Here is a 24,339-nt window from a genome sequence, read left to right as displayed (position 1 = left end):
TTGTTAAGTGAAAATGCGTATTTGCTTATCACTGATTATACATCCATTCGTTTAGTATACCTATAGAACGAAAAAAGAGAGAGGGAATCACATGAACATATACGTAGAAGCAAATCCATATTTACATGACAAGTACTCAAAATACGCAGAAGAAAAATGGAAGAGGGAGGGGAATCCATTTGTATCCTTTCCGATTCGTTTTGAGGACATCCCGCCTGGCGCAAAGACACTCGCACTGACTTTCATCGATCATGACGCCATTCCCGTATGCGGATTCAGCTGGATTCACTGGGTAGCGGCGAACATTCCGGCGCACATCGGAGAGCTTCCTGAACATGCGAGCGAGGAAAGACAGGACTTGATGGTACAAGGGCAAAACAGCTTTGCTTCACCGCTTGCGGGAAGCATCAATCCAAAGGTGATTCATCAGTATTGCGGGCCGACGCCGCCTGACGAGGATCATACATATACGCTGACGGTTTATGCTTTAGATACTGAGCTGAATCTTCAGACGGGCTTTTATATGAACCAGCTCTATAAAAAAATGAAAGGGCATATTCTCGCTGAAAGATCTATCAAATTAATCGCAAGGGTTTAAGATGAAATATGAAAAAACCATTAATAAACGATTAAACTTCTTAAAAATGGATGTAGCCCGGTTCTAAACACTATATAATAAAATCAGGTCATTTTTTAGGAGGGTTTACATCATGGCAATACTTGTTACAGGCGGCGCCGGATACATCGGAAGCCACACATGTGTGGAGTTATTGAACAGCGGCTATGAGATTGTCGTTCTTGATAATTTGTCCAACAGTTCAGCTGAGGCGCTGAATCGTGTCAAAGAGATTACAGGAAAAGAGTTAACGTTCTATGAAGCGGATCTATTGGATCGGGAAGCGGTAGATTCGGTTTTTGCAGAAAACGAGATTGAGGCTGTGATTCATTTTGCGGGGTTAAAAGCAGTCGGTGAGTCTGTTGCGATTCCGCTCAAATATTACCATAACAATCTCACGGGAACCTTTATTTTATGTGAAATCATGGAGAAATACGGCGTTAAGAAAATCGTATTCAGTTCTTCCGCAACGGTATACGGCGTACCGGAAACATCACCGATTACGGAAGACTTTCCATTAGGTGCAACAAACCCTTATGGACAGACGAAGCTCATGCTTGAACAAATTTTGCGTGATGTGCATACGGCTGACAATGAGTGGAGCGTTGCCCTGCTGCGCTACTTTAATCCATTCGGCGCGCATCCGAGCGGACGAATCGGTGAAGATCCGAACGGCATTCCAAATAACCTGATGCCATATGTGGCGCAGGTAGCCGTTGGCAAGCTGGAGCAGTTAAGCGTATTCGGAAATGATTATCCGACCAAAGACGGGACAGGCGTGCGCGATTATATTCATGTCGTCGATCTCGCAGAAGGCCACGTCAAAGCGCTGGAAAAAGTATTGAACTCCACCGGAGCTGATGCATACAACCTCGGAACAGGCACGGGCTACAGTGTGCTTGAAATGGTCAAAGCCTTTGAAAAAGTATCAGGGAAAGAGGTTCCGTATCAATTTGCGGACCGCCGCCCCGGAGACATTGCAACCTGCTTCGCAGATCCTGCAAAAGCCAAGCGGGAACTGGGCTGGGAAGCAAAAAGAGGCCTTGAAGAAATGTGTGCCGATTCTTGGAGATGGCAGTCTTCGAATGTGAATGGGTACAAGAGTCTGAAATAAGAATGGAGGCCTTCTCAACAGAGAAGGCCTTTTTTAGAGAAAAAGGGTGCCTGTTAAGGCACCCTTGTCTGCTATTATTTGATTTTCACAATTACATCATTGCTGAATTTGAGTTTCCAAGTTCCTTTTGCATAAGCTTCCTTGTCGACTTCAAAAGCTTTCACATCTGTTACTTTAATATTAGGATTTAGATCACTCAATATTTTAGAGTTATCAACTTTTGTCTCAGTTGCATAGGTTGAAGAAGCATCAATATCAGAATCATAAGAAGTGCCATCACCATCAACTAATTTAACAGTTGGAATTGAAAAAGAACTTATCGGCTTTTTGGATACGTTTTTAATTGTATATTGAACAGCTACAATAGTACCTCCATCAGATGCTTTCTTTTCAATATATTGAGTGCCAACAGAATCTCTGTCTTCTACTTTTGTAACTGTCACTTCAGTTTTCTCAGTCTTAACAGTATCACCGATATTGTATGTTTTTTCAGTTTCAGCTTTGCTGCTGCTTGATGTTTTGGAAGTGGCTTCTGAATCGCCTCCGCCACCAATAACATTACCGATAATAATGATGACAACAACTGCCAGAATAAACGTAATAATTTTATGTCTCATAAAAAAGTTACGCTGATCCTTACCACAGTTAGGACATTTTTTTACACCTTTTGCAATTTCTTGACCGCAAGCTTTACAAGGGACTAGTTTTCCTGCCATTATATTTCCTCCTATGTAATTAAATACACAAAACATATGTACTATAATGCCTATATTATTTCACTTAGTCAATACAAAATTATGAATTTATTATATTATTTATCGTTGTTAGTTATATTTTCTTATGAAAATACATGCTTATTTTCTTATCGTCTATATCATTCATATGTTAATAGCTAATTTGTATTTTCTTGAATTTTAACTTGCACTTAAATCTCCGCAAATACCCCTTGAACCTATTTGCTCAGTCCCTTATAATGCTAATATTGGAAAGTGAAAAGGATATGCTAAAACATTGGTTTTCTAGGGTTCCGCAATGCATATTGGCCTGTGACCGAGAGAAAACACATAACAGTCTGGCTGTTATGACACGGTGGGATAAAAGCCCAGGAGTTTCTGCTCTTTTGCGAGAGCGTACTCCTGGGTTTTTTTGTTGATACTATCTGAAGAAGGAGTGTTCTGTGATGAAAAAGAAAATGCTTGATGTGCTGATGCTTGTGATTGGCGCTTTTTTCTTCGCGCTTGCTGTGAATTTATTCGCGATTCCCAATGATCTTGGGGAAGGCGGCGTTACGGGGATTACGCTGATTTTGTATTATGTGTTTCAATGGTCTCCCGGGGTGACAAACTTTATATTAAACGCTTTTCTGCTATTGATCGGATATAAATTTCTCGACGGGAAAACCACGGTTTATACGATTATCGCCGTGGCAGCAAACTCGCTTTTTCTGCATCTGACACACGGGTGGAGCACACCGTCTGATGAGCTGATCATTAACACGATTTTCGCAGGGGTGTTTGCGGGTGTCGGGATCGGCATGATCATTCGGGTCGGCGGCACAACAGCCGGTTCCGCCATTCTGGCCAGAATTGCCAATAAATATTTAGATTGGAATATCAGTTACGCCCTGCTCTTTTTTGATTTAATTGTTGTCTTCAGCTCTTATTTTATTATTGGTGCGGAAAAAATGATGTTTACGATTGTGATGCTGTATATCGGAACAAAAGTGATGGACTTCATTATTGAAGGATTGAATACGAAAAAAGCGATTACTGTCATATCGGAAAATAAAGGTGAAATTGCCGAGCAGGTTAATACGCTGATGGACCGGGGCGTCACCATTTTATCAGGAAAGGGAAATTATACGGGCGAGTCAAAAGAGATTTTGTATATTGTCATTAACAAACAGGAGCTTTCTATGCTGAAGAAAATCATCAGAAGCTGTGACAAAAAAGCGTTTGTGATCGTTCATGATGTGCGCGATGTGTTTGGTGAAGGGTTTGTGGATATTTCAAAATAAGGAGGTCCCTCTGCGCAGACGCAGAGGGATCTATTTGTTTAGAACCATTGCTTCTGTATCGCGTCTCAGTTCATGCATATCCTCTTGATTGCCGTTGCTGTAAACGAAAGAGGGCCATCTAATACGAAAAGAAGCTGGAGAACATGTGCATTTCGCCTTATACTGAAAATACATATCCTTACATAGGAGAGGAGACCATATGAAGTCGCTGCTGGCTATTTATCCCGGTTCGATTGTGTCTGACAAGCTTTGTCCAAAGGAAGACTGCTTGTGTTTTTTTGATGAAAACAGTCAGAAATATATCTCGATCCCAAAAACGGAGATCAGCCAAAAGGAGACATTGCTGCTCCAGTCATTTTTAACGTTAGCGGAAGAGGCGGATCACATGTCTCTCAAATCGCCGGAAGAAAACAGGTGGTTTGCGTTTCTATTCTCGAAAGGAGAAGTGCCGCCGAATATCAAGAAGAGGACAAGGTTCATTCATTTTCATTTGATCGGCAAAACTGAACGGGCATCATTTGCGGAAGCGATGCGCCATTTTTGGCCGGTGTCTTTTGTGATCGTTTGGATGCATGAGGACAGAGGCGTGATTGTCGAGCAGGAAAGTGAAGCGGCAGCGGGGAAAGACGAACTGGAGTCGCTCGCAAGGGTTCTTGAAAGTGATTTCTACTTCAGTGTCCGTTTTTACGCCGGAAGGTTTTATGAAACGGATGAGCGCTTACGGAAACATTATGCCCGTGAACAAACGTATTTTCTATTTGCTGAAAAGCGGCTGCCGCAGGTTCAGCGTGTGACGTTTGATATCATGTTCCCTTTTTTATTATTGGAGGAAGAAAAGGAACAGCTGAAATCACTGCTTAGTGAAGAAGCCGAGCTATTATTTGAAAATGAACCTGAGCTGAGAAAAACAATCAAGCTGTTTATTGAAAACAACTCAAACGTGACATTAACAGCGAAAAAACTGCATCTGCACCGCAACAGCCTGCAGTACCGGATTGATAAATTTATCGAGCGGTCAGGAATAGACATTAAAACGTATACAGGCGCTCTGCTTGCGTATTTTATCTGCCTGCAAAGCGAAGGTTCAGAATAAACTGGAAATATGCACGAAAACGGCCGTGTGATTTTATGAATGCTGCCCATTTCAGTGTTGGATAAATGCTGATACACTTGATTAAAGAAAGCGTTTACAATACTAAAGGGGGATGTTAGATGGCTGAATTGCGGATGGAGCACATTTATAAATATTATGATCAGAAGGAAGCGGCGGTAGACGACTTTAATCTTCACATTGCGGATAAGGAATTTATCGTATTTGTCGGCCCGTCCGGCTGCGGAAAATCAACGACACTGAGGATGGTCGCAGGACTTGAGGAAATTTCGAAAGGCGATTTTTATATTGAAGGAAAACGGGTAAATGATGTGGCGCCAAAGGACAGGGATATCGCGATGGTGTTCCAAAACTACGCGCTCTATCCGCATATGACGGTATACGATAATATCGCATTCGGGCTGAAGCTCCGCAAAATGCCGAAGCCTGAAATCAAAAAAAGAGTGGAGGAAGCCGCTAAAATTCTCGGGCTGGAAGAATATTTGCACCGCAAACCTAAAGCGCTATCAGGCGGGCAGAGACAGCGGGTTGCGCTGGGAAGGGCGATCGTGCGGGATGCAAAGGTATTCTTGATGGATGAGCCTTTGTCAAACCTGGATGCAAAGCTTCGGGTGCAAATGAGAGCGGAAATTATTAAACTCCACCAGAGGCTGCAAACCACTACGATTTATGTCACGCATGATCAGACAGAAGCATTGACGATGGCGACTCGGATTGTGGTCATGAAGGACGGCAAAATCCAGCAGATCGGGACGCCGAAGGATGTATACGAATTCCCTGAAAACGTATTCGTGGGCGGTTTTATCGGGTCACCAGCGATGAACTTTTTCAAAGGGAAGCTGTCTGATGGCACAATCAAAATCGGTACTTCCGTGTTGAGTGTGCCGGAGGGGAAAATGAAGGTGCTTAGGGAAAAAGGCTACATTGGCAAAGAAGTCATTTTCGGCATCCGCCCTGAGGATATTCATGATGAATTGATTGTCGTGGAATCGTATAAGAGCTCTTCAATTAAAGCGAAAATCAATGTTGCGGAGCTGCTGGGGTCTGAGATCATGATTTATTCGCAAATCGATAACCAGGATTTCATTGCGAGGATCGACGCCCGTCTCGATATTCAGTCAGGGGATGAGCTGACAGTTGCGTTTGATATGAATAAAGGCCATTTCTTTGACAGTGAAACAGAAATCAGAATCCGTTAAGCTGGAGAACCGGACATGGAGCGATGTCCGGTTTTTTGCATTCCCTCTCTATCTCAAGGTTTACAGCAAAAACCGCGGCGGGTAGTGGTTTGTAGAAAGGAGAGATAGAAATGTGGAATGCGGCGATGTGGGGCGGGATTTCCGGCTCTGCTGTTTTGCTGGGTGCGCTGGCGTCTATGTTTCTCCCGATTCGCAAGCGTATCATCGGTTATATCATGGCTTTTGGCACAGGGGTATTAATCGGCGCTGCCGCCTATGAACTTCTTGAGGACGCGGTGAAGAATGGCGGAATTGTCTCGACAGGAGCCGGATTTATAGCAGGCGCTGTCGTGTTTACCCTATTTGATTACGCGGTTTCGAAAAGAGGCGCGTCTCAAAGAAAAAGATCGGGACAAGCAGCTGCAGGCGGCGGGGGGATCGCGATTTTTATCGGCACCATCATGGATGCTGTCCCCGAATCTATTATGATTGGAGCCAGCCTTCTTGAAAAACAATCTGTCAGCTTCCTTTTGGTGATTGCGATTTTTATCAGCAATATACCTGAAGGGCTGTCCAGCACGGCCGGCATGAAGAACAGCGGATATTCAAAGGCGAAAATCTTGCTGCTCTGGGCGGCGGTACTGATGATTTCTATTTTTGCCTCATGGTCAGGATATTACTTCCTCGATGGCGCTCCTGAGGAGATGATGTCGGCAATCGCCGCTTTTGCGGGCGGAGGAATCATTGCAATGATTGCATCCACGATGATGCCCGAGGCATATGAAGACAGCGGTCCGATGACAGGGTTAATTGCTGCTCTTGGTCTTTTAACGTCTTTGATTTTGAATCAGTTTTCCTAATCTGCACCGGACATGGCTACATGTCTGGTTTTTTCACTTGAAAATTCCGCAAATCAACCGATGAAAAGAAGGAAGAAATAGACAGAAAGCAGGAAAACGATGAAACGTTTTATCTTAAGCAGTTTTCTTTTGGCTAGTTGTTTGACTCTTGCCGCTTGCGCTGAAAAAGAAGCAATCGCAGAGCAGCAGATGCCAAAAGCGGAACAAAAGAAACCGGAAGAAAAGACAATACATGTGCAAAAAAAAGAAGATGATACATCCGCATGGATCAAAACAGAGAAACCGGCAAAGCTGCCGATTTTGATGTACCACAGCATCTCTTCAGGCAACAGCCTCCGTGTGCCAAAGGAAGAATTTGAGGCACATATGAAATGGCTGCACGATAACGGCTACCAGACATTAACTCCAAAAGAGGCGTATCTCATGCTGACTCAGGATAAGAAGCCGAGTGAGAAATGTGTGCTCATCACGTTTGATGACGGATACACCGATAATTACAAAGACGCGTATCCGGTATTAAAGAAGTATGGCATGAAGGCGACGATTTTTATGATCGGCAAATCGATTGGACATAAACATCATCTGACAGAGGATCAAATGAAGGAAATGTCACAGCATGGCATATCGATTGAAAGCCATACGATTGACCACCTTGAGCTGAACGGTTTAACGCCAGAGCAGCAGCATAGCGAAATGGCAGATTCAAAAAAGCTGTTTGACAGGATGTTCGATCAGCAAACCGCCATCATCAGCTATCCGGTTGGGCGCTACAACGAAGATACCCTGAAGGCCGCTGAAAAAACCGGTTATCAAATGGGAGTGACGACTGAACCGGGAGCAGCCTCCAGAGATCAGGGGATGTACGCCCTCCATCGCGTACGTGTATCCCCGGGAATGTCAGGGGCGTCATTTGGCGCGTACATCGAGTCGATGAAATAAAAAATGGCGGCGATTAATCGCCGCCGCCCCCTCCGCCGTCACAGCCGGAATCCCCGAAGTCTCCGTCACTGCCGCATCCATCATGGCGGGAATCGCCATCGGAAAATCCGAAAAAACCGCTGTCCGCCCGCTGGCGTCCTTTGTTTTCTGAAGCGGTTGATCGAGCCGATTGATAAATGACGATCATACCGAAGATCAAAGCGATAAGAATCACAATCATATGGCGTCCCCCTTTAAACAGTTATTTTTCATACGTTTTGAAGCCTGAAAAGTTTCATTTAAGGGAGATGGATTCTTTCAGCCGATCTCTCAGCCAGCGCTTGACCATGCCGTGTCCTTTGTTTGAAAGCAATGCGCTGACACGCCAATACATAGGCGGATGAGGAGAAAACTGAAAATCTATGATTCTGAAAAGCCAGCTGTTATCCCGGATGAGAGAGTTCACCTTAACTTCGTCTTCATCTATATCAGAGCAGTAGGTGTTTTGTTTTTGCAGATCTTCATCCTGGCGAACCGCCAGGATCTTTAAGGATTCGGCCATCTGCCTGTATCCGCCCTCCAGCAATGAAGCGCCAATGTGATCGGCGCGGACCTCCATCCATTGGGAACAAAATGACTGATAAAGCTGAAATAGAATGATGATTCCCATGATCAGCGCCCAAAGTGCGATTTTGTAAGCGCCGGGATGAGCGATGTAATGCTCAAGTAAAAGAATGATCCCGATGACTGCCCCAAGGTATAAAAAGCGCAACAGCTGCATGGACAGCACATCACGTTTTTTAATATGAACAGCTTCATGAGCAAGAATACCCTCAATGACATGCGGCGGAAGGGTTAATGTAGCGCTTGTCAGAATCACCATTGATCTTCCTACATTCATTCCGACTGCCATGCCGTTGTATTCTTCGCTATCCGTTTCGTATATCTCCACATGCGAAATGCCTGCTTTTCTAAAAATCTTATCTGCCGCTGCCTGAACGTCTGAATTCAGACAAGGCCTGGCATCCATTGCCGTCCGCAGCACCCGGTCAGATAGATACATATTCAAAACCCAGTACAACATCACGGCACCAGCCATAACCCAAGGGGAGGCGTGTAAGGCATATAAACCGAGCACCAATATGGCGTAAGCAGATATCCCTTTTACGCTTACAGCAAAATAAAATTTACCTAAAAGCCGTTTCACATTTTTCCGATGATAAATCGGCAGGACAGCAATAACCGTTTCCTCTTTGGTTTCGGAATCTAGAAATTCCCCGAGAATCGCTTTCCACTTTTCAGGATCTTTTACGGTCAGAAACAGCGTTTCTCCTGGAAGAGAGAGCCTTATGACTTGCTGAAAGCTTGTTGTCATATCGAGCCGGGATGAATACATGGTCAAAAGCGGATGAAGCTTTAATAGATCTGCCGTCGATTCAAGCCGGATGTCTTTCAGGTCTGAAAGCGGGTAGGTGCGGGTTTCATATCGTGAGCTGATATGCCATGTTTCTAAAGACGATGAATAAAAGACTTTTACACTTAGAAAATTTAATATGCGTTTTACCAGTGCCGCGCCGCCTGAGATGAAACCGAACAGGATCACATATTTTAGAACACTGGTGTCAGGCCCGTAAATGAAGAAAACAATAGCGCCCGCAAACACAATGACAGTCAGAGCAATGTCTGAGAGGAGGCGTGTGTGGTCTCTTGCAAGCTCAATTTCCTGCCAATCGCCTGATGGTTTTTCAACACTGCTGGGCACAGTCAGATCCAATGCGGTCCAGTAGCTGGTGAACATCAATGCCAGAGAGACGATGCCATCTAAGAAAGGCTGTTGAGAGAAGATAAAGCTAGCAGCACCGATCCAAAGAACAATATCAATCCAGAGTTCTAATGCCGGAAGAAGCTTTGCTGCAAGGGCTGATATCAGCTGAATGCCCAGCCCGAGAATGATAAAGAGAAAAAGACTGGTTCCCATAGGCATGCTAGAGTCCTTTCTATCGTAATCTTTCCAACTATTACTATAGCATGCGGCAGGAACTTGTAAAAACACGGAAATGCAAAAAAGCAAGCTCTTTCGTTATACGAAGAACTTGCTTGCAGCGTATCAATAAAACTGGTGTAACAGCAATAAGGTCAAGGACACTGTGATGGCCCCGCCGATTCTAGTAGACACCTGGGCAAAAGGCATCAGCTCAAGCCTTTCAGCGGCACTTAATATCGCAACGTCACCGGTGCCTCCTTGCCCTGAATGGCACGCATTAATAATGGCTGTTTCGATCGGATACATGTTCAGCCATTTTCCTGTGAAAAAGCCGACCGTCATCATTGTGACTACGACAGACAGAATCGTAATGATATTGCTGAGATTAAAGGCGGCAACAAGCTTGTCCCACGGCGTCATAGACACGCCGATTGCAAAGAGCAGCGGATAGGTGACTGCCGTTGAAAAGAAGCGGGACACGCCAAACGCGCCGTTTTCAATTGAGGCAGGGACCAGTCTGAACAGCTTGATCAAAACAGCTAACAGCAGCATGGCAACAGGGGCCGGAAAACCGAAAAAATCGTGGGCGAGCATACCGACCAAATACAAGGAAACGGCAAGGATTCCGCCGGACGCAAACAGAGAAAGGTTGAACATGTGCAGGCCGTTTTGCGATTCCTCCAGCGCAGGTGAATCTTCTGAACGGTCAACTTTACCGTTGCCGGTCCATTCCGGTTTTTTCTTGCCGATTCTGTTGAGCAGGCCCGCTAAGATGATCGCACACAGGCTGCCGAGCATGATCGATGGAAGAACAAGTGCAAACGCTTCCCCTTGAGACATCGGCATGATATCGGAATAACCGATGGATAGAGGAATGGCGCCTTCTCCGACGCCGCCAGCCATAATAGGAATCACGACGTACAGAAGGGTGTGCTGAAATCCGAGGCCGAGCAATGTACCGACAGCCAGTCCCACAATGGCGGCCGCGACAGAACCGGCGATAAGCGGTATAAAAATTTTCATAAATGCTTTTACAAGTGTTTCTCTTTTCATGCCGAGGATGCTTCCGACAACAATTCCGGCAATAAACAAATAAAGAAAGTTTGAGTTTTCTGTAAATTCCGTGGTGGATTTGACAATATCATTTGGCAGCAGGTGATAGTAGACGACAGCAGATGGAATAAAAGTAGCAAGGATGGCCGGGCCGCCGATAGAGCGCACAATCGGTATCGATTTTCCGATTTGGGCAAAGGTAAATCCGAAAAACGCCATAACGGCAATGGATGTCAAGATGTCGCTTTTCACATCGTGATGCAATACAAAAATAGTAATTAATATAAACAGCAGGGCATATACAGGAAGCGGTATGATGCCTACTTTTATATTCATAGCTTTCGCAAACCAATTCTCTTTTCGAACCCCTTCGTGAATTGTATCCGTTTGCATTTGCAATTGAGTTTGAAGCTCTCCCATTGAAAAACCTCCCCTATTCTTGTTGCAGTGAAATTGTTCACTATGTTAAGTATACTAAAAAATTGAAATTATTAATATATTAAAAATTTACTATTCAAACTTTTTCATCTTTATGATTCAGATGAAAAGAGACGTTCTGACTAAATTCCGGATGTGCCGGAGTGCCGAGAAACGAGTGCTGATGCCGGTCAAGCATTTTATTCGCAAGGAGCGAGGCATTGATGTACGATAATAAAGGGTCATTTATCCTAGCAGCCGTCATAAATCAGCAACAAAATAGACAATAATCCGTCACATCTTGTGGGACTTTTTAGGTATTTCGGGCTTTATTTTTGAAGCAGATCGTTGTAAAGTACTTAATATGAACCATTTAAAGATCGTGCCATTCGTCAGTCTGGCAATCTTGAATCATATTGGACGATTTTTTGACGTATTTGTGAAATATTGAACAATATTTTTTTCGTCTATTTTGTGAAATACTGATCAAAGTTTCGGTTCTGCTTGTGAAGTAGTGAACAATATAACATTCTCAACCGGAAATGGAGGATAAAGCATGAGTGAATTAGTATTAGCCCGCATTCAATTTGCATCAACAACGTTGTTTCATTTCTTGTTTGTGCCAATGTCTATCGGGCTTGTGTTTATGGTTGCATTGATGGAGACTCTTTATCTTGTGAAAAAAAATGAGCTGTACCTCAAAATGGCGAAGTTTTGGGGACACTTATTCTTAATAAATTTCGCAGTCGGCGTTGTTACGGGAATTTTACAAGAATTCCAGTTTGGACTGAACTGGTCTGATTATTCCCGTTTTGTCGGAGATGTATTTGGCGCGCCGCTTGCGATTGAAGCATTATTGGCGTTTTTCATGGAATCTATTTTTATCGGATTATGGATTTTCGGGTGGGACCGCCTGCCTAAAAAAATTCATGCGCTCTGCATTTGGCTCGTGTCATTCGGAACGATTATGTCGTCTTTCTGGATCTTAACAGCGAACTCCTTTATGCAGGAGCCGGTCGGCTTTACGATCAAAAACGGCCGCGCGGAAATGAATGACTTTGGCGCGCTGATTACGAATCCGCAGCTTTGGGTTGAATTCCCGCACGTCATTTTCGGTGCGCTTGCCACCGGGGCTTTCTTTATCGCCGGTGTCAGTGCTTTTAAACTATTAAAGAAAAAAGAAGTGCCATTCTTTAAACAATCTTTCAAACTCGCAATGATTGTCGGGCTTTGTGCAGGCCTTGGCGTCGGCCTTAGCGGACACATGCAGGCTGAACACTTGATGGAGTCACAGCCAATGAAAATGGCTGCCAGTGAAGGGCTTTGGGAAGACAGCGGCGACCCTGCTGCTTGGACGGCCTTTGCCACAATTGATACGAAAAATGAAAAGAGCTCTAATGAAATCAAAGTTCCTTACGCATTGAGCTATCTGGCTTATCAAAAATTCAGCGGCAGTGTCAAAGGAATGAAAACACTTCAGGCAGAGTACGAAAAAGTGTACGGAAAAGGCGACTATATTCCGCCTGTCAAAACGACGTTCTGGAGTTTCCGCATTATGGTTGGAGCAGGTGTTGTTATGATTCTTGCTGCGTTAGGCGGCCTTTGGCTAAACCGCCGCAAAAAGCTGGAAAACAGCAAATGGTATTTGCGCATCATGATCGCATTGATTTCCTTCCCGTTTATTGCAAACTCTGCGGGCTGGATTATGACAGAAATCGGGCGTCAGCCTTGGACGGTCATGGGTTTAATGACAACGGCTCAATCCGTGTCGCCTAACGTAACGGCGGGCTCCCTGTTATTCTCAATCATCGCGTTCGGTGTGATGTATATGATTTTGGGCGCATTGCTCGTCTTCTTGTTCATCCGTGAAATTAAAAAAGGCGCGGAGCATGATGATCATCATGATGTTCCTGTATCAACAGATCCATTTAGTCAGGAGGTATACCATGGCATCTCTTCATGATCTTTGGTTTATACTCGTTGCTGTATTGTTTGTAGGTTTCTTCTTTTTGGAAGGCTTTGATTTTGGGGTCGGCATGGCGACCCGTTTTCTTGGCCATAATGAATTAGAGCGCAGAGTGCTGATCAACACGATCGGACCGTTCTGGGACGCGAATGAAGTATGGCTTTTGACTGGTGCGGGTGCTATCTTCGCGGCGTTTCCAAACTGGTATGCAACAATGCTGAGCGGTTATTACATTCCGTTTGTCATTGTGCTGCTTGCGTTAATGGGCCGCGGGGTCGCGTTTGAATTCCGCGGCAAGGTTGATCATTTGAAATGGGTAAAGGTTTGGGACTGGGTGGTTTTCTTCGGCAGTCTGATTCCTCCGTTTGTGCTCGGTGTGTTATTTACGACATTATTCCGCGGTATGCCGATTGATGCCGATATGAACATTCACGCGCACTTATCTGATTATATAAATGTATATTCTGTACTAGGCGGCGTGACCGTAACACTTCTTTGCTTCCAGCATGGATTAATGTTCATCACGCTGCGTACGATTGGTGATTTGCAGCAGCGCGCCAGACAAATGGCGCAAAAGATAATGGGTGTTGTTTTTGTGGCGGTGCTTGCTTTCGCGGCCCTTTCTGCTTATGAGACAGACATGTTTACACGCCGCGGCGAGATTACAATACCGCTTGTTGTTTTAATTGTCATCTGCTTTATGCTTGCAGCTTTATTCATCCGCAAGAAAAAAGACGGCTGGACATTTGCGATGACAGGCGCGGGGCTTGCTCTGACCGTAGGAATGATTTTCATTTCATTATTCCCTCGGGTGATGGTCAGCTCGATTCAAAGCGCGTTCGATTTAACAGTAGCTAACGCTTCTTCCGGTGATTATTCGCTAAAAGTCATGTCAATTGCAGCATTAACGCTATTGCCGTTTGTAATCGGCAGCCAGATCTGGAGCTATTATGTCTTCCGGAAGCGCGTCAGTCATAAGGAGCCTATGACTTATTAATGGGAAAAGACCTGTTTCGATATAAAGGAATGAAGCGGATTCTCACCGTGATTACTTGCTTAACGCTGATTCAGACAGCCGCTATTATCATGCAGGCAGAGTGGCTGAGTGAAGCTGTAACCGGGCTTTTCAACGGGAAGAGCATTGCCTCCCTGTTTCCGGTGATCGGCTTTTTCCTCATCGCTTTTGTCGCGCGGCACGGGGTGACAGTGGCGCGTCAGAAAATCGTCTATCATTATGCCGCCCGGACGGGAGCTGATTTGAGGAAAAGATTTCTCGATCAGCTGTTCCGCTTAGGCCCCCGCTTTGCAAAGAAAGAGGGGACGGGGCAAATGGTGACGCTGGCGATGGAAGGCATCAGCCAATTCCGCCGCTATCTAGAGCTGTTTTTGCCGAAAATGGTCAGCATGACGATTGTGCCGGCTGCGGTTGTCATCTACGTGTTTTTTCAGGATCGGACTTCTGCGATTATTTTAGTCGCGGCCCTGCCGATTCTGATTATTTTTATGATTCTTCTTGGCCTTGTCGCACAGCGAAAAGCGGATCGCCAGTGGAAATCATACCAGACATTGTCCAACCATTTCGTTGATTCTCTTCGCGGATTGGAGACTTTGCGTTTTTTAGGATTGAGCAAATCGCATAGCAAAAACATTTTCCACGTCAGTGAGCGGTATCGCAAAGCGACAATGAGCACACTGCGGGTGGCGTTTTTATCTTCATTTGCTCTCGATTTTTTCACGATGCTGTCGGTGGCGACAGTTGCTGTGTTTTTAGGCTTGCGTTTGATTGACGGCGATATTTTGCTTGGCCCCGCTTTAACAGCGCTTATTCTGGCACCTGAATATTTTCTGCCGGTGCGGGAAGTGGGAAATGATTATCATGCGACACTTAATGGTCAGGAAGCCGGCAAGACGATTCAATACATATTATCTCAGCCGGGATTCAAAGAAGAGGCCCCGCTTCAGCTTGAAACATGGTCCAATCAGGATGAACTGAAGCTGTCAGGTGTCTCAGCCGGCCGAGCGATGTCTGATATTACTCTTTCATTTAAAGGGAAGAAAAAAATCGGCATCATTGGAGCAAGCGGTGCCGGAAAATCAACTTTAATCGATATTCTCGGAGGATTTTTGGAGCCGGATGACGGTGTTATCAGTGTGAATGGTTCAAGCCGTTCGCATCTGCAGGACGGGGACTGGCAGAAAAACCTGCTCTATATTCCGCAGCATCCTTATATTTTTGATGATACGCTGGCGAACAATATCCGGTTTTATCACCCAAGCGCTTCTGCTGAAGATACAGCCCGCGCTGCTTCCTCAGCGGGATTGACGGAGTTTGTAAACACTCTTCCTGAAGGATTAGAGGGACGGATCGGAGAAGGCGGCCGGGCGCTCAGCGGCGGTCAGGCTCAGCGTGTCGCGCTTGCCCGCGCTTTTTTGGGTAACCGCCCGATTCTGCTGCTGGATGAGCCGACCGCCCATCTGGATATCGAAACAGAATATGAAATAAAAGAAACGATGCTGGATTTATTTGATGACAAGCTCGTCTTTCTCGCGACACACCGCCTCCATTGGATGCTCGATATGGATGAAATTATCGTGCTGGACGGAGGCAGGGTAGCAGAAATCGGGACTCACGATGAATTGCTGTCGAAAAACGGTGTGTACACCAAACTCGTGAAGGCACAACTGGGGGAAAGAGCATGAAGAAAGAAGAATGGATTCTGCCGTATATCAAGCAAAATGCCCGTCTGTTTGTTCTTGTTGTCTTTTTGGGTGCGGTAACGATTTTTTCCGCTGCTTTTCTCATGTTTACTTCTGGGTTTCTAATTTCAAAGGCGGCGACAAGGCCGGAGAACATCCTGCTCATTTATGTGCCGATTGTCGCCGTTCGAACCTTTGGGATCGCCCGGTCTGTGTCACGATATGTGGAGCGCCTGATCGGACATAATATCATTTTGAAAATCGTGTCAGACATGCGCGTCCGCCTTTACAACATGCTTGAGCCTGGCGCTTTGATGCTGCGGTCCCGTTTTCGCACGGGAGATATGCTCGGCATTTTGTCTGAGGATATTGAGCATTTGCAGGATGCCTTCTTAAAAACCATTTTCCCTGCCATCTCAGCCTTGCTTTTGTATGCTGTTTCAGTGATTGCGCTTGGCTTTTTCTCTTGGCCGTTTGCCATTTTGCTGGCGCTTTATTTGTTTGTTCTGGTTGTGCTGTTTCCGGTCGTGTCTTTGCTTGTGACGCGGGCGAAGAATGCCAAGCTGAAAAGCGGGCGAAATGTGCTGTACAGCCGTCTCACAGATGCCGTGATGGGTGTCAGCGACTGGATGTTCAGCGGACGCCGGCATGCTTTTATTGATTCCTATGAAAGAGAAGAAAACGCTTGGTTTGAGCTGGAACGCAAAAAACATCGTTTTACAAGATGGCGGGATTTTGCCGCGCAATGCCTTGTCGCCGGCCTCATTTTGCTGATGCTGTTTTGGACGGCGGGGCAGCATGCAAATGGCGAACTCGCCAAAACGATGATTGCTGCCTTTGTGCTTGTTGTGTTCCCGCTGACAGAAGCTTTTCTGCCGCTTTCTGATGCTTTGGGCGAAGTGCCGGGTTATCAGGATTCTATCAGAAGAATGAACAAGGTGGCTCCTCAGCCTGAGGCTTCACAAACAGAGTCTGCGGCTGACAGGCTTGATCTCAAAGACGTCACTTTGGCGTTTCGTGATGTGACGTTTTCTTATGACAACAGCAGCCAAGTACTGAACCATTTTTCCTTTACGCTGCGCCAAGGAGAAAAAATGGCGCTGCTCGGCCGGAGCGGCTCAGGAAAATCAACATCACTCGCATTAATTGAGGGCGCATTGAATCCTGACTCAGGCTCGGTAACGTTAAACGGAGTGGACACGGCGCTTGTAAAGGATCAGATTGCTGATGCGGTGGCTGTGTTAAATCAAAAGCCTCACTTGTTTGATACAAGCATTTTGAATAACATCAGGCTCGGAAACGGAAAGGCGAGCGACGAGGATGTGCGCCGCGCCGCAAAGCAGGTGAAGCTGCATGATTACATTGAGTCGCTGCCTGACGGATATCATACTTCAGTTCAGGAAACCGGAATCCGATTTTCAGGAGGAGAGCGGCAGCGGATCGCGCTCGCCCGGATTTTGCTGCAGGATACGCCGATCATTATACTTGATGAGCCTACAGTAGGCTTGGACCCTATCACGGAACGCGAACTGATGGAAACCGTGTTTGAGGTGCTGAAAGGTAAAACGATTCTTTGGATTACGCATCACTTGGCGGGAGTGGAAGCAGCCGATAAAATCGTCTTTCTTGAAAATGGAAAAACAGAAATGGAAGGAACACACGAGGAACTGCTGGCGACGAACGAACGGTATCGCCGTCTTTATCACCTCGACGTTCCTGTAAAATAAAAGACAGCCTCTGGGGCTGTCTTTTTTGTTTGAAAAGGAAGTAGTGCAGGAAAAATAAGAAGAGATAATAAGAGGAGGTATGGATATGAATGTTCCGATTTGGACGGAAGAGCATGTAAGGGCTGCGCTCCCTGAAAGAGATGCAGCGAGCCATAAAGGTACGTACGGTACGGCTTTGCTGCTGGCGGGAAGCGACGACATGCCGGGCGCTGCGCTTTTAGCCGGGCTTGGTGCCATGCGGAGCGGTCTCGGCAAGCTTGTCATCGGCACGTCTGAAAGCGTGATCCCGCTGATCGTTCCGGTTCTGCCGGAGGCCACGTATTGGCGTGACGGCTGGGAAAAAGCGGCGGGCTCTGGCCTTGAAGAGACGTACCGGGCAATTGCGATCGGTTCGGGGCTTCCGCAAACAGAGAGGGTGCAGCAGGCCGTTGATCATGTCCTTGAGAAGGATTGCCCCGTTATTTTGGATGCCGGGGCGCTGACAAAGCGCACGTATCCGAAACGGAAGGCGCCCGTCATCCTTACGCCGCATCCAGGTGAGTTTTCCCGAATGACAGGGGTTCCGGTGAAAGACTTACAAAATAAAAGAGCAGAATATGCCAAGGAGTGGGCGGTTCAGCTGCAAACGGTGATCGTGTTAAAAGGAAATCAAACCATCATCGCGTTTCCCGATGGCGACTGCTGGAGCAATTCGACCGGAAACGGGGCACTCGCCAAAGGCGGAACCGGCGACACACTGACGGGAATGATATTGGGCATGCTTTGCTGCCACAAAGACCCGAAACATGCCGTATTAAATGCCGTATACTTGCACGGTGCATGCGCCGAGCTTTGGACTGACGAACACTCTGCTCATACGCTGCTCGCCCACGAGCTCTCTGACATGTTGCCTCGTGTGTGGAAACGATTTGAATGAAAAAAGCTGTCTTCATAGGGAAGACAGCTTTTCTTGATAAGCCGCTCGTTTTTTCAGGCGCGGTTTCATGAGTACATAATATAGAACAGAAGGCACGGCTAAGCCGATAATCCATGCAATATCCCCGCCGCCAAACATTTTTGCCAATGGCCCGATGTAAAAGGATGTATTGATAAACGGAATTTCTAACAAGATGGATAGAATGAAAGCAATCGTTGTGATCCAATTGACTCTTCCATATGGCCCGTTGACATCAAACATCGCATTGACCTCATAGTTCCCGTGGCGGACGAAGTAGTAATCCACTAAATTGATCGCCGTCCATGGAATTAAGAAATAACTGATAAAAAAGATAAAATTCAAAAACAGCTCCATAAAATTACTTTGCCCGAGAAGGCTTAGGACTGTTCCGACGATTGTGACGCCAAGGATCATGATGATTCTGATTTTCGGTGTGACTTTTAATTTCAGAAACGGCTCAAGCGTAGTCGTCGTGGACATAAAAGCTCCATACAAGTTAAAGACATTAATCGCCATCTGGCCAAATAAAACAATGATCAGCATAATGAACGAGAAGGGACCGAACAATTGCACAATCTGGGTCCCTGAGTTTGTCGTAAAATCAGGAAGTGCTGTGGTCAGCAGCGCGCCGAGCAGCATCATCCAGATGGAGCTGACAGATGTTCCTGCATAGCTGTACCAGAACGTTTGGGACGCCGGTGTTTTAATTGGCAGATATCTTGAATAATCGGCGACATAAGGCGCATAGGCAAGCTGCCAAGTTGCTACGGCGCTGACTGCCACCAAGAAAACGGGCAAGTCGACCGTCCCGGGCATCCAGCTGCCTGCCGGAATCGGTAATTGGAAAATGAGTATCGTTGCAGCAAAAAATACGGCAAAAGAGGTCCAAGAAAGGATTTTTTGCATTTTGTGAATCAAATCATGACCGAAAATGGTGAGTAAAAAACATGCGGCGCTTAAGCCTATAATGCTCCATGATCCAGGGATGGGAACAAAGCTGCTTAAGGTCCCGGCCGCCAGAATTGTACTGCTTGCGAAGAAACCAAGGTAGATAAACATGACTAAGAAGAGGGGAAGAATCGCTCCGATTACGCCGAATTGGGCACGGCTTTGAATCATTTGCGGGATGCCGAGCTGGGGTCCTTGCGCGGAATGAGAAGCCATAAATATGGCACCAATTAAGGTTCCGCAAATAATAGCGGCAACACTCCAAAACAGATTAAGTCCCATTGCAACGGGAAGAGTACCGGTCACTAACGTGGTGATATGCATATTGGCCCCGAACCATACGGGAAATAAATCTTTTGCTTTACCATGTCTTTCTTCATTCGGAATATATTCAATCGTTCGCCTTTCTACTTTCAATGCATCGTCCTCCATATATAATGAAATTTTGAAATAGACATAAAAACATAGCTTAACAGACTGTACTTCGCTTTACAAATTTAGATGTTCACGAAAACTGATGAGAGACCAGTGAAGTCAATAGATCAAAAGAATTATAAAAAAAGTTGAACGCTCTGGAATCCGGTGTCGTCTCATAAGGCAAGATAACAAAAAAAGGGGGGATCGCGGCCGTTGGATACAAATGAAGAACAGCAATTGATTCAGCAGGCGAAAGAGGGAAGCGACGAGGCGTTTACAGCCCTTTTTCAGCATTATTATTCTTTTCTATATAAATACTTGTTAAAGCTTTCCCTTCACCCTGACGTCAGCGAGGATCTGGTTCAGGAAACCTTTCTGAAAGGATACGTCCATCTGGGGAGTTTTCAAGGCCGATCCAAATTCTCCACTTGGCTGATCTCTATCGCGTCAAGACTCTACCTTGATCACCAGAAAAAGAGAAAGAGAGAATGGAAACGAAATCAGGCTGTTACAGAGGAAACGATACGCAAGATCAAGTGGGACGTGTCAACGAAAGGCTCTGAGTGGAGCGAGACGCTTGATCTCTTTTCTCAGCTTGACCCGAAGCTGCGCACGCCCGTTTTATTAAGGCACTATTACGGCTATACCTATGCTGATATCGGAATGATGCTGCATATCAAAGAAGGCACGGTAAAGTCCAGAGTCCATAAAGGGCTCCAGCAAATCAGAAAGGAGTGGACTGATGAATAAAGAAAAGCAATCTGTTCATTTAAAATCGGAATTGCAGAAAATTGACCAATGCGCCAATCCGAATATACCGAGTCAAAAAGAATTGCTTGATCAGCTGTCACAAATGAAAGCCGCACGAAGAAAAAGCGTGCTGAAAGAAGTTATCTTATTTGTGTTCTCTGCACTGATGGTGGTAAGCGCGGCGACTCTGGCATTTACTCAAGTTCCCGCTGCTTTTGTCGTGCTTCAGGTCTGTGCGCTGGCTGTCCTGCCGATTTTGATTGCAGCTGAGAAAAAACGATACCTTGGCGAACGTGAGGTGAAACACTGATGTCCCAAATAGATTTGACGATTTTTGTGTTTGCTTATCTGATTGTATTGGCACAGGGAATCTTTTTATTCATTGATGCGAAAAAACGGGATCGTCTGGCATGGGTGTGGGGAATTATCGGACTGATTCAAGCGCCGATGCCTCTGATTTGCTATTACTTTTTTGTGATAAGGCCTGACCGAAAAAATAGGAGGATCAGCTAATGAATATTTCTTGGGAAATGATTGTACCGCTGATTGTGTTACAGGCCGTGCTGGCAGTGTTTGCCCTGATCAGCTGTGTGAAAGAAGAGCGGACAAACGGGCCGAAATGGATGTGGGCAGCAGTGATTATATGCATCAATATTATTGGGCCGATTTTATTTTTTACCGTCGGCAGAAAGCAAAGGTGAGCGAGCATGCTATCTATTGAGTCATTATGCAAATCATACCGGCATCATCAAGCTGTACGGAATGTCAGCTTTCAAGTCAAGGAGAACGAGTGTGTCGCTCTATTAGGACCGAATGGGGCTGGTAAAACCACAACGCTTCAAATGCTGTCCGGACTGCTGTCACCCACCTCCGGGACGGTCAAGCTGTACGGGGAGCAAAAAGCAGATCGCAGTATGATCGGCTACCTTCCGCAGTACCCGGCTTTTTATTCATGGATGACGGCAAATGAATTTTTAACCTTTGCCGGGAGACTGTCTGGCCTTTCAAAGAAAAAATGCCAAGAGAAAATAGGCGAAATGCTGGAGTTTGTCGGTTTGCAGGACGCGGCAAACAAAAGAATCGGCGGTTATTCTGGCGGCATGAAACAAAGGCTCGGTCTGGCTCAGGCTCTGCTTCATAAACCGAAGCTTTTGATTTTGGATGAACCGGTTTCTGCCCTGGACCCTTCAGGGCGTATCGAGGTGCTGGATATGATGCGGGAGCTGAAAAAACATATGGCTGTTTTGTTTTCTACTCACGTTTTGCACGATGCGGAGCAGGTGTGTGATCAAGTCGTGATCATGAAAAACGGCGAGATTTCATGGAAAGGCGCTTTACAGCAGCTCAAAGAACAGCATCAAACGAATGTTTTCACTCTTACTGTGAAAGAGAAACTGAAGGGCTGGCTTGAAGAGAAGCCTTATATATCCGATGTTGTCTATATGAATCCGTCCCAAGCTGTATTTAAGCTAAGCGATACAGGCTCTGGCAGGATATTGCTGAGTGATTGTATCCAAATGGGATTGACAGTCACCCGTTTTGAACAGAAAACAGAGTCTCTCGAAGACGTCTATCTTAAGGTGGTGCACGCATGAATGTCATGATGACGCTATTACAAAAGGAATGGCTGGAAGGCTGGAGAAGCGGAAAGCTGATCTGGCTGCCCATTGCGATGATGATCGTGGGGCTGACACAGCCGCTGACCATTTATTATATGCCGGAAATCATTGCGCATGGGGGGAACCTTCCAGACGGTATGAAAATCAGTTTTACCATGCCTTCCGGATCTGAGGTGATGGTGAGCACGCTTTCCCAATTCAACACGCTTGGCATGGCGCTGATCATCTTCAGTGTCATGGGCAGTGTGGCGAATGAAAGAAATCAAGGTGTAACGGCTCTGATTATGTCGCGGCCAGTGACGGCAGCCCAGTATATATTGAACAAATGGATCACCCAAAGCATGATCGGGATCGCGTCGTTTGCAGCTGGGTACGGACTTGCTTATTATTACGTCCGGATATTGTTTGAGCACGCATCGTTCAGCCGCTTTGCAGCAAGCCTCGGGCTCTACTCTCTTTGGATGATGTTTATTGTTACTGCAGGGCTTGCCGGAAGCACGATGTTTCGGTCTCTCGGAGCAGCCGCGGCAGCCGGAATTGGGCTGACGGCTGCCGTTTCCTTTGCTGTCTCGCTTTTTCCTGATGGTGCGAAATGGCTGCCGGCTGAGCTTTGCAAGCAGGCAGAGCATATTCTGCTTCATGGAGAGCGGGCGGACTTTTTCGGATGGTCGCTCACATTCTCCATTCTGTGCATCATGCTTCTGGCCGTTTTTTCTGTGTGGCGCTTCCGCCGGTATGAAAGCTATTAACTGATCAGTTTTCGCTTTGTGGCCAGCATCATCATCAAAGCGGCCAATGCCATCAATCCGGCTCCATAAAATACCTCGGCCAAACCGAAAATCTGTGCGATTTTTCCGGCGAGAAGGGGGCCGGTAAAGATGCCCAGCGCATAAAACGATTGATAAAATCCCATGGCTGACATTTTTAAACGCGCTGAACTGATATCGACGACCCGGCTTAACAATAGGGGAAACACAAAGCCAAGCGCCAGACCGATGAAAGCATGGGTCATGCAAACTGTGAGCAATGAAGCTGAAAAAGGAACGAACATCAAACAGACTCCAATGACAGCAAAACAGATCAGCATGGTGCCATAGGCGATTCTTTCGGTAAAACGCAAAAACAAAAAGCTCAGGGTAGCCGCTGCATGAGGGAGAAAAAAGGCGGTCATCACCCAAAGCAGTTCGATGTCTCCCATTCCGAGCTGGTTCGTGTAAAGCGGCGTAAAACCAAACACCGTCATAAATAGCACGGCATGTGCAGTCATAGATAGAATCGTGAAAATCTTCAGCTTCGGCAGCCGCAATGTGTCTTTGATGTGTTGCGTTATACGGAGAGACTTACGTTGCCCAGAAGAAACGGACGGATCTTTAATAAAGCAGCATATCACAAGGCCGATGCACGAGGCAGCCAGTGCCATCCAAAACGGAACCTGCCTGCCTAAATGCGCTGCTGCAAGCCCGCAGAACACAATGCTGACAAACTGAGGCATGACGGTAAAAAACTGCATGATGCCCATTGCTTTTGAGGCACTGCCATCTTTGAAATAATGAGCGTATAGAATCGTCGCCATCACCCACATGGATGCTGTAATCCCCGCGAGAAGCCGGGCGGTCAGGACGAAGAAAAAAGAATCAAACGCAAGAAAAAGCACGCTACTGAGAATGGAACATCCAAAGCCGGCAATTAACAATGGCTTACGCAGAGAAAAAAGAATTTCTGACAGAACCCCAAGCGGGAACAGCAGCAGGATTTGGGTCACCCCGTAGCTTCCGAGAATCATGCCGATCGCTCCGTATGAAAAGTGCAGATCCTCCAAATACAGGCTGAAAACAGGAACGTAAATATAGCCCGAAAACCAAAAACAAAATACCATGCATAAGAAAACGGCGTGATCTAAAGTGCCGATTGTTTTTTGCTGAGGAATCAGCGGCTGCTGAATTTCCATGCTCTCACCACCTCTTTCCTTCCAGTACAACACAATTTGTGGAAACGTTTCAATAGAGAAAT

General features: G+C 46.0%; 24 protein-coding genes and 1 riboswitch. Of the genes, 18 read left to right on the top strand and 6 right to left on the bottom strand.

Annotated elements, in window-relative coordinates:
• Nucleotides 1-91: 91 nt before the first annotated feature.
• Together NYE43_RS20400 and galE are read left to right on the top strand one after the other, a co-directional pair.
• A complete protein-coding gene (locus tag NYE43_RS20400; RefSeq protein WP_101859742.1) occupies nucleotides 92-598 on the top strand; it encodes a YbhB/YbcL family Raf kinase inhibitor-like protein in 507 nt (168 codons plus the stop codon).
• Nucleotides 599-710: 112 nt separating this feature from the next.
• Nucleotides 711-1,730, top strand: a complete 1,020-nt coding sequence (gene galE, locus NYE43_RS20395) for a UDP-glucose 4-epimerase GalE (protein WP_024123360.1) — start codon at nucleotides 711-713, stop codon at nucleotides 1,728-1,730.
• A 74-nt stretch (nucleotides 1,731-1,804) separates the two neighbouring features.
• Here galE and NYE43_RS20390 read toward each other — a convergent pair whose 3' ends face one another.
• A complete protein-coding gene (locus NYE43_RS20390; protein ID WP_142367090.1) occupies nucleotides 1,805-2,347 on the bottom strand; it encodes a DUF4352 domain-containing protein in 543 nt (180 codons plus the stop codon).
• A gap of 391 nt (nucleotides 2,348-2,738) precedes the next feature.
• A riboswitch (guanidine-I (ykkC/yxkD leader) is annotated at nucleotides 2,739-2,841 on the top strand.
• Nucleotides 2,842-2,910: 69 nt separating this feature from the next.
• On the opposite strand from NYE43_RS20390, the gene NYE43_RS20385 reads away from it, so the two are divergent.
• The 5 genes from NYE43_RS20385 to NYE43_RS20365 all read left to right on the top strand — a co-directional run bounded on the left by NYE43_RS20385 (nucleotide 2,911) and on the right by NYE43_RS20365 (nucleotide 7,835).
• Nucleotides 2,911-3,747, top strand: coding sequence for a YitT family protein (locus tag NYE43_RS20385; RefSeq protein WP_003218811.1), 837 nt, complete (start codon nucleotides 2,911-2,913; stop codon nucleotides 3,745-3,747).
• Between the two features lie 199 nt (nucleotides 3,748-3,946).
• Nucleotides 3,947-4,840: a PucR family transcriptional regulator gene (locus NYE43_RS20380; RefSeq protein ID WP_101859744.1), complete on the top strand. Its 894-nt coding sequence runs from the start codon at nucleotides 3,947-3,949 to the stop codon at nucleotides 4,838-4,840.
• A 119-nt stretch (nucleotides 4,841-4,959) separates the two neighbouring features.
• Complete coding sequence (gene msmX, locus NYE43_RS20375; RefSeq protein ID WP_024123357.1) at nucleotides 4,960-6,057, top strand: maltodextrin ABC transporter ATP-binding protein MsmX; 1,098 nt, start codon at nucleotides 4,960-4,962, stop codon at nucleotides 6,055-6,057.
• 110 nt (nucleotides 6,058-6,167) lie between these two features.
• The gene (locus tag NYE43_RS20370) at nucleotides 6,168-6,896 is read left to right on the top strand and encodes a ZIP family metal transporter (protein ID WP_213418129.1); all 729 of its coding nucleotides are present in this window, start codon (nucleotides 6,168-6,170) and stop codon (nucleotides 6,894-6,896) included.
• Nucleotides 6,897-6,995: 99 nt separating this feature from the next.
• Nucleotides 6,996-7,835, top strand: coding sequence for a polysaccharide deacetylase family protein (locus tag NYE43_RS20365; protein ID WP_341062557.1), 840 nt, complete (start codon nucleotides 6,996-6,998; stop codon nucleotides 7,833-7,835).
• Between the two features lie 13 nt (nucleotides 7,836-7,848).
• Here NYE43_RS20365 and NYE43_RS20360 read toward each other — a convergent pair whose 3' ends face one another.
• The 3 genes from NYE43_RS20360 to cimH all read right to left on the bottom strand — a co-directional run bounded on the left by NYE43_RS20360 (nucleotide 7,849) and on the right by cimH (nucleotide 11,271).
• Nucleotides 7,849-8,052 (bottom strand): hypothetical protein, encoded by a 204-nt coding sequence (locus tag NYE43_RS20360; protein WP_258038893.1) that lies wholly within the window; start codon nucleotides 8,050-8,052, stop codon nucleotides 7,849-7,851.
• Nucleotides 8,053-8,109: 57 nt separating this feature from the next.
• A complete protein-coding gene (locus tag NYE43_RS20355) occupies nucleotides 8,110-9,798 on the bottom strand; it encodes a M56 family metallopeptidase (RefSeq protein ID WP_341062555.1) in 1,689 nt (562 codons plus the stop codon).
• Nucleotides 9,799-9,921: 123 nt separating this feature from the next.
• Nucleotides 9,922-11,271, bottom strand: a complete 1,350-nt coding sequence (gene cimH, locus NYE43_RS20350) for a citrate/malate transporter CimH (protein WP_326230454.1) — start codon at nucleotides 11,269-11,271, stop codon at nucleotides 9,922-9,924.
• A 553-nt stretch (nucleotides 11,272-11,824) separates the two neighbouring features.
• Here cimH and cydA point away from each other — a divergent pair.
• The 5 genes from cydA to NYE43_RS20325 all read left to right on the top strand — a co-directional run bounded on the left by cydA (nucleotide 11,825) and on the right by NYE43_RS20325 (nucleotide 18,574).
• Nucleotides 11,825-13,231 (top strand): cytochrome ubiquinol oxidase subunit I, encoded by a 1,407-nt coding sequence (gene cydA / locus NYE43_RS20345; RefSeq protein ID WP_024123352.1) that lies wholly within the window; start codon nucleotides 11,825-11,827, stop codon nucleotides 13,229-13,231.
• Nucleotides 13,215-14,231, top strand: a complete 1,017-nt coding sequence (gene cydB, locus NYE43_RS20340; protein WP_105954492.1) for a cytochrome d ubiquinol oxidase subunit II — start codon at nucleotides 13,215-13,217, stop codon at nucleotides 14,229-14,231. The genes cydA and cydB overlap by 17 nt, the downstream gene beginning before the upstream one ends.
• Complete coding sequence (gene cydD / locus NYE43_RS20335; RefSeq protein WP_213418128.1) at nucleotides 14,231-15,934, top strand: thiol reductant ABC exporter subunit CydD; 1,704 nt, start codon at nucleotides 14,231-14,233, stop codon at nucleotides 15,932-15,934. Before cydB ends, cydD begins: the two co-directional genes overlap by 1 nt.
• The gene (gene cydC, locus NYE43_RS20330; protein ID WP_341062552.1) at nucleotides 15,931-17,658 is read left to right on the top strand and encodes a thiol reductant ABC exporter subunit CydC; all 1,728 of its coding nucleotides are present in this window, start codon (nucleotides 15,931-15,933) and stop codon (nucleotides 17,656-17,658) included. Before cydD ends, cydC begins: the two co-directional genes overlap by 4 nt.
• 85 nt (nucleotides 17,659-17,743) lie before the next feature.
• Nucleotides 17,744-18,574, top strand: a complete 831-nt coding sequence (locus NYE43_RS20325; protein WP_101859750.1) for an NAD(P)H-hydrate dehydratase — start codon at nucleotides 17,744-17,746, stop codon at nucleotides 18,572-18,574.
• A gap of 12 nt (nucleotides 18,575-18,586) precedes the next feature.
• Here NYE43_RS20325 and NYE43_RS20320 read toward each other — a convergent pair whose 3' ends face one another.
• Entirely contained in the window at nucleotides 18,587-19,960 is a 1,374-nt protein-coding gene (locus tag NYE43_RS20320) for a purine-cytosine permease family protein (RefSeq protein WP_213418127.1), read from the bottom strand.
• A gap of 213 nt (nucleotides 19,961-20,173) precedes the next feature.
• Between NYE43_RS20320 and sigY the strand changes: the two genes are divergently transcribed.
• The 6 genes from sigY to NYE43_RS20290 are packed head-to-tail and all read left to right on the top strand — an operon-like array spanning nucleotide 20,174 to nucleotide 23,078.
• Entirely contained in the window at nucleotides 20,174-20,710 is a 537-nt protein-coding gene (gene sigY / locus NYE43_RS20315; protein WP_095712702.1) for an RNA polymerase sigma factor SigY, read from the top strand.
• Entirely contained in the window at nucleotides 20,703-21,020 is a 318-nt protein-coding gene (locus NYE43_RS20310; RefSeq protein ID WP_095712703.1) for a YxlC family protein, read from the top strand. Before sigY ends, NYE43_RS20310 begins: the two co-directional genes overlap by 8 nt.
• Nucleotides 21,020-21,223: a transcriptional regulator gene (locus NYE43_RS20305; RefSeq protein ID WP_095712704.1), complete on the top strand. Its 204-nt coding sequence runs from the start codon at nucleotides 21,020-21,022 to the stop codon at nucleotides 21,221-21,223. The genes NYE43_RS20310 and NYE43_RS20305 overlap by 1 nt, the downstream gene beginning before the upstream one ends.
• A complete protein-coding gene (yxlE, locus tag NYE43_RS20300; protein WP_024123344.1) occupies nucleotides 21,223-21,411 on the top strand; it encodes a sigma Y negative regulator YxlE in 189 nt (62 codons plus the stop codon). Before NYE43_RS20305 ends, yxlE begins: the two co-directional genes overlap by 1 nt.
• A gap of 6 nt (nucleotides 21,412-21,417) precedes the next feature.
• Complete coding sequence (locus NYE43_RS20295) at nucleotides 21,418-22,305, top strand: ABC transporter ATP-binding protein (RefSeq protein ID WP_095712705.1); 888 nt, start codon at nucleotides 21,418-21,420, stop codon at nucleotides 22,303-22,305.
• Nucleotides 22,302-23,078, top strand: a complete 777-nt coding sequence (locus NYE43_RS20290) for an ABC transporter permease (protein WP_024123342.1) — start codon at nucleotides 22,302-22,304, stop codon at nucleotides 23,076-23,078. Before NYE43_RS20295 ends, NYE43_RS20290 begins: the two co-directional genes overlap by 4 nt.
• Here NYE43_RS20290 and NYE43_RS20285 read toward each other — a convergent pair.
• Nucleotides 23,075-24,277, bottom strand: a complete 1,203-nt coding sequence (locus NYE43_RS20285; RefSeq protein ID WP_341062550.1) for an MFS transporter — start codon at nucleotides 24,275-24,277, stop codon at nucleotides 23,075-23,077. The genes NYE43_RS20290 and NYE43_RS20285 overlap by 4 nt on opposite strands.
• Between the last annotated feature and the right edge of the window lie 62 nt (nucleotides 24,278-24,339).

Source organism: Bacillus sp. FSL R5-0434 (assembly GCF_038004745.1).
Lineage (GTDB): Bacteria > Bacillota > Bacilli > Bacillales > Bacillaceae > Bacillus > Bacillus halotolerans.
The sequence above is the reverse complement of the archived record's forward strand: the minus strand, read 5'-3'. Positions and strand labels throughout refer to the sequence as shown.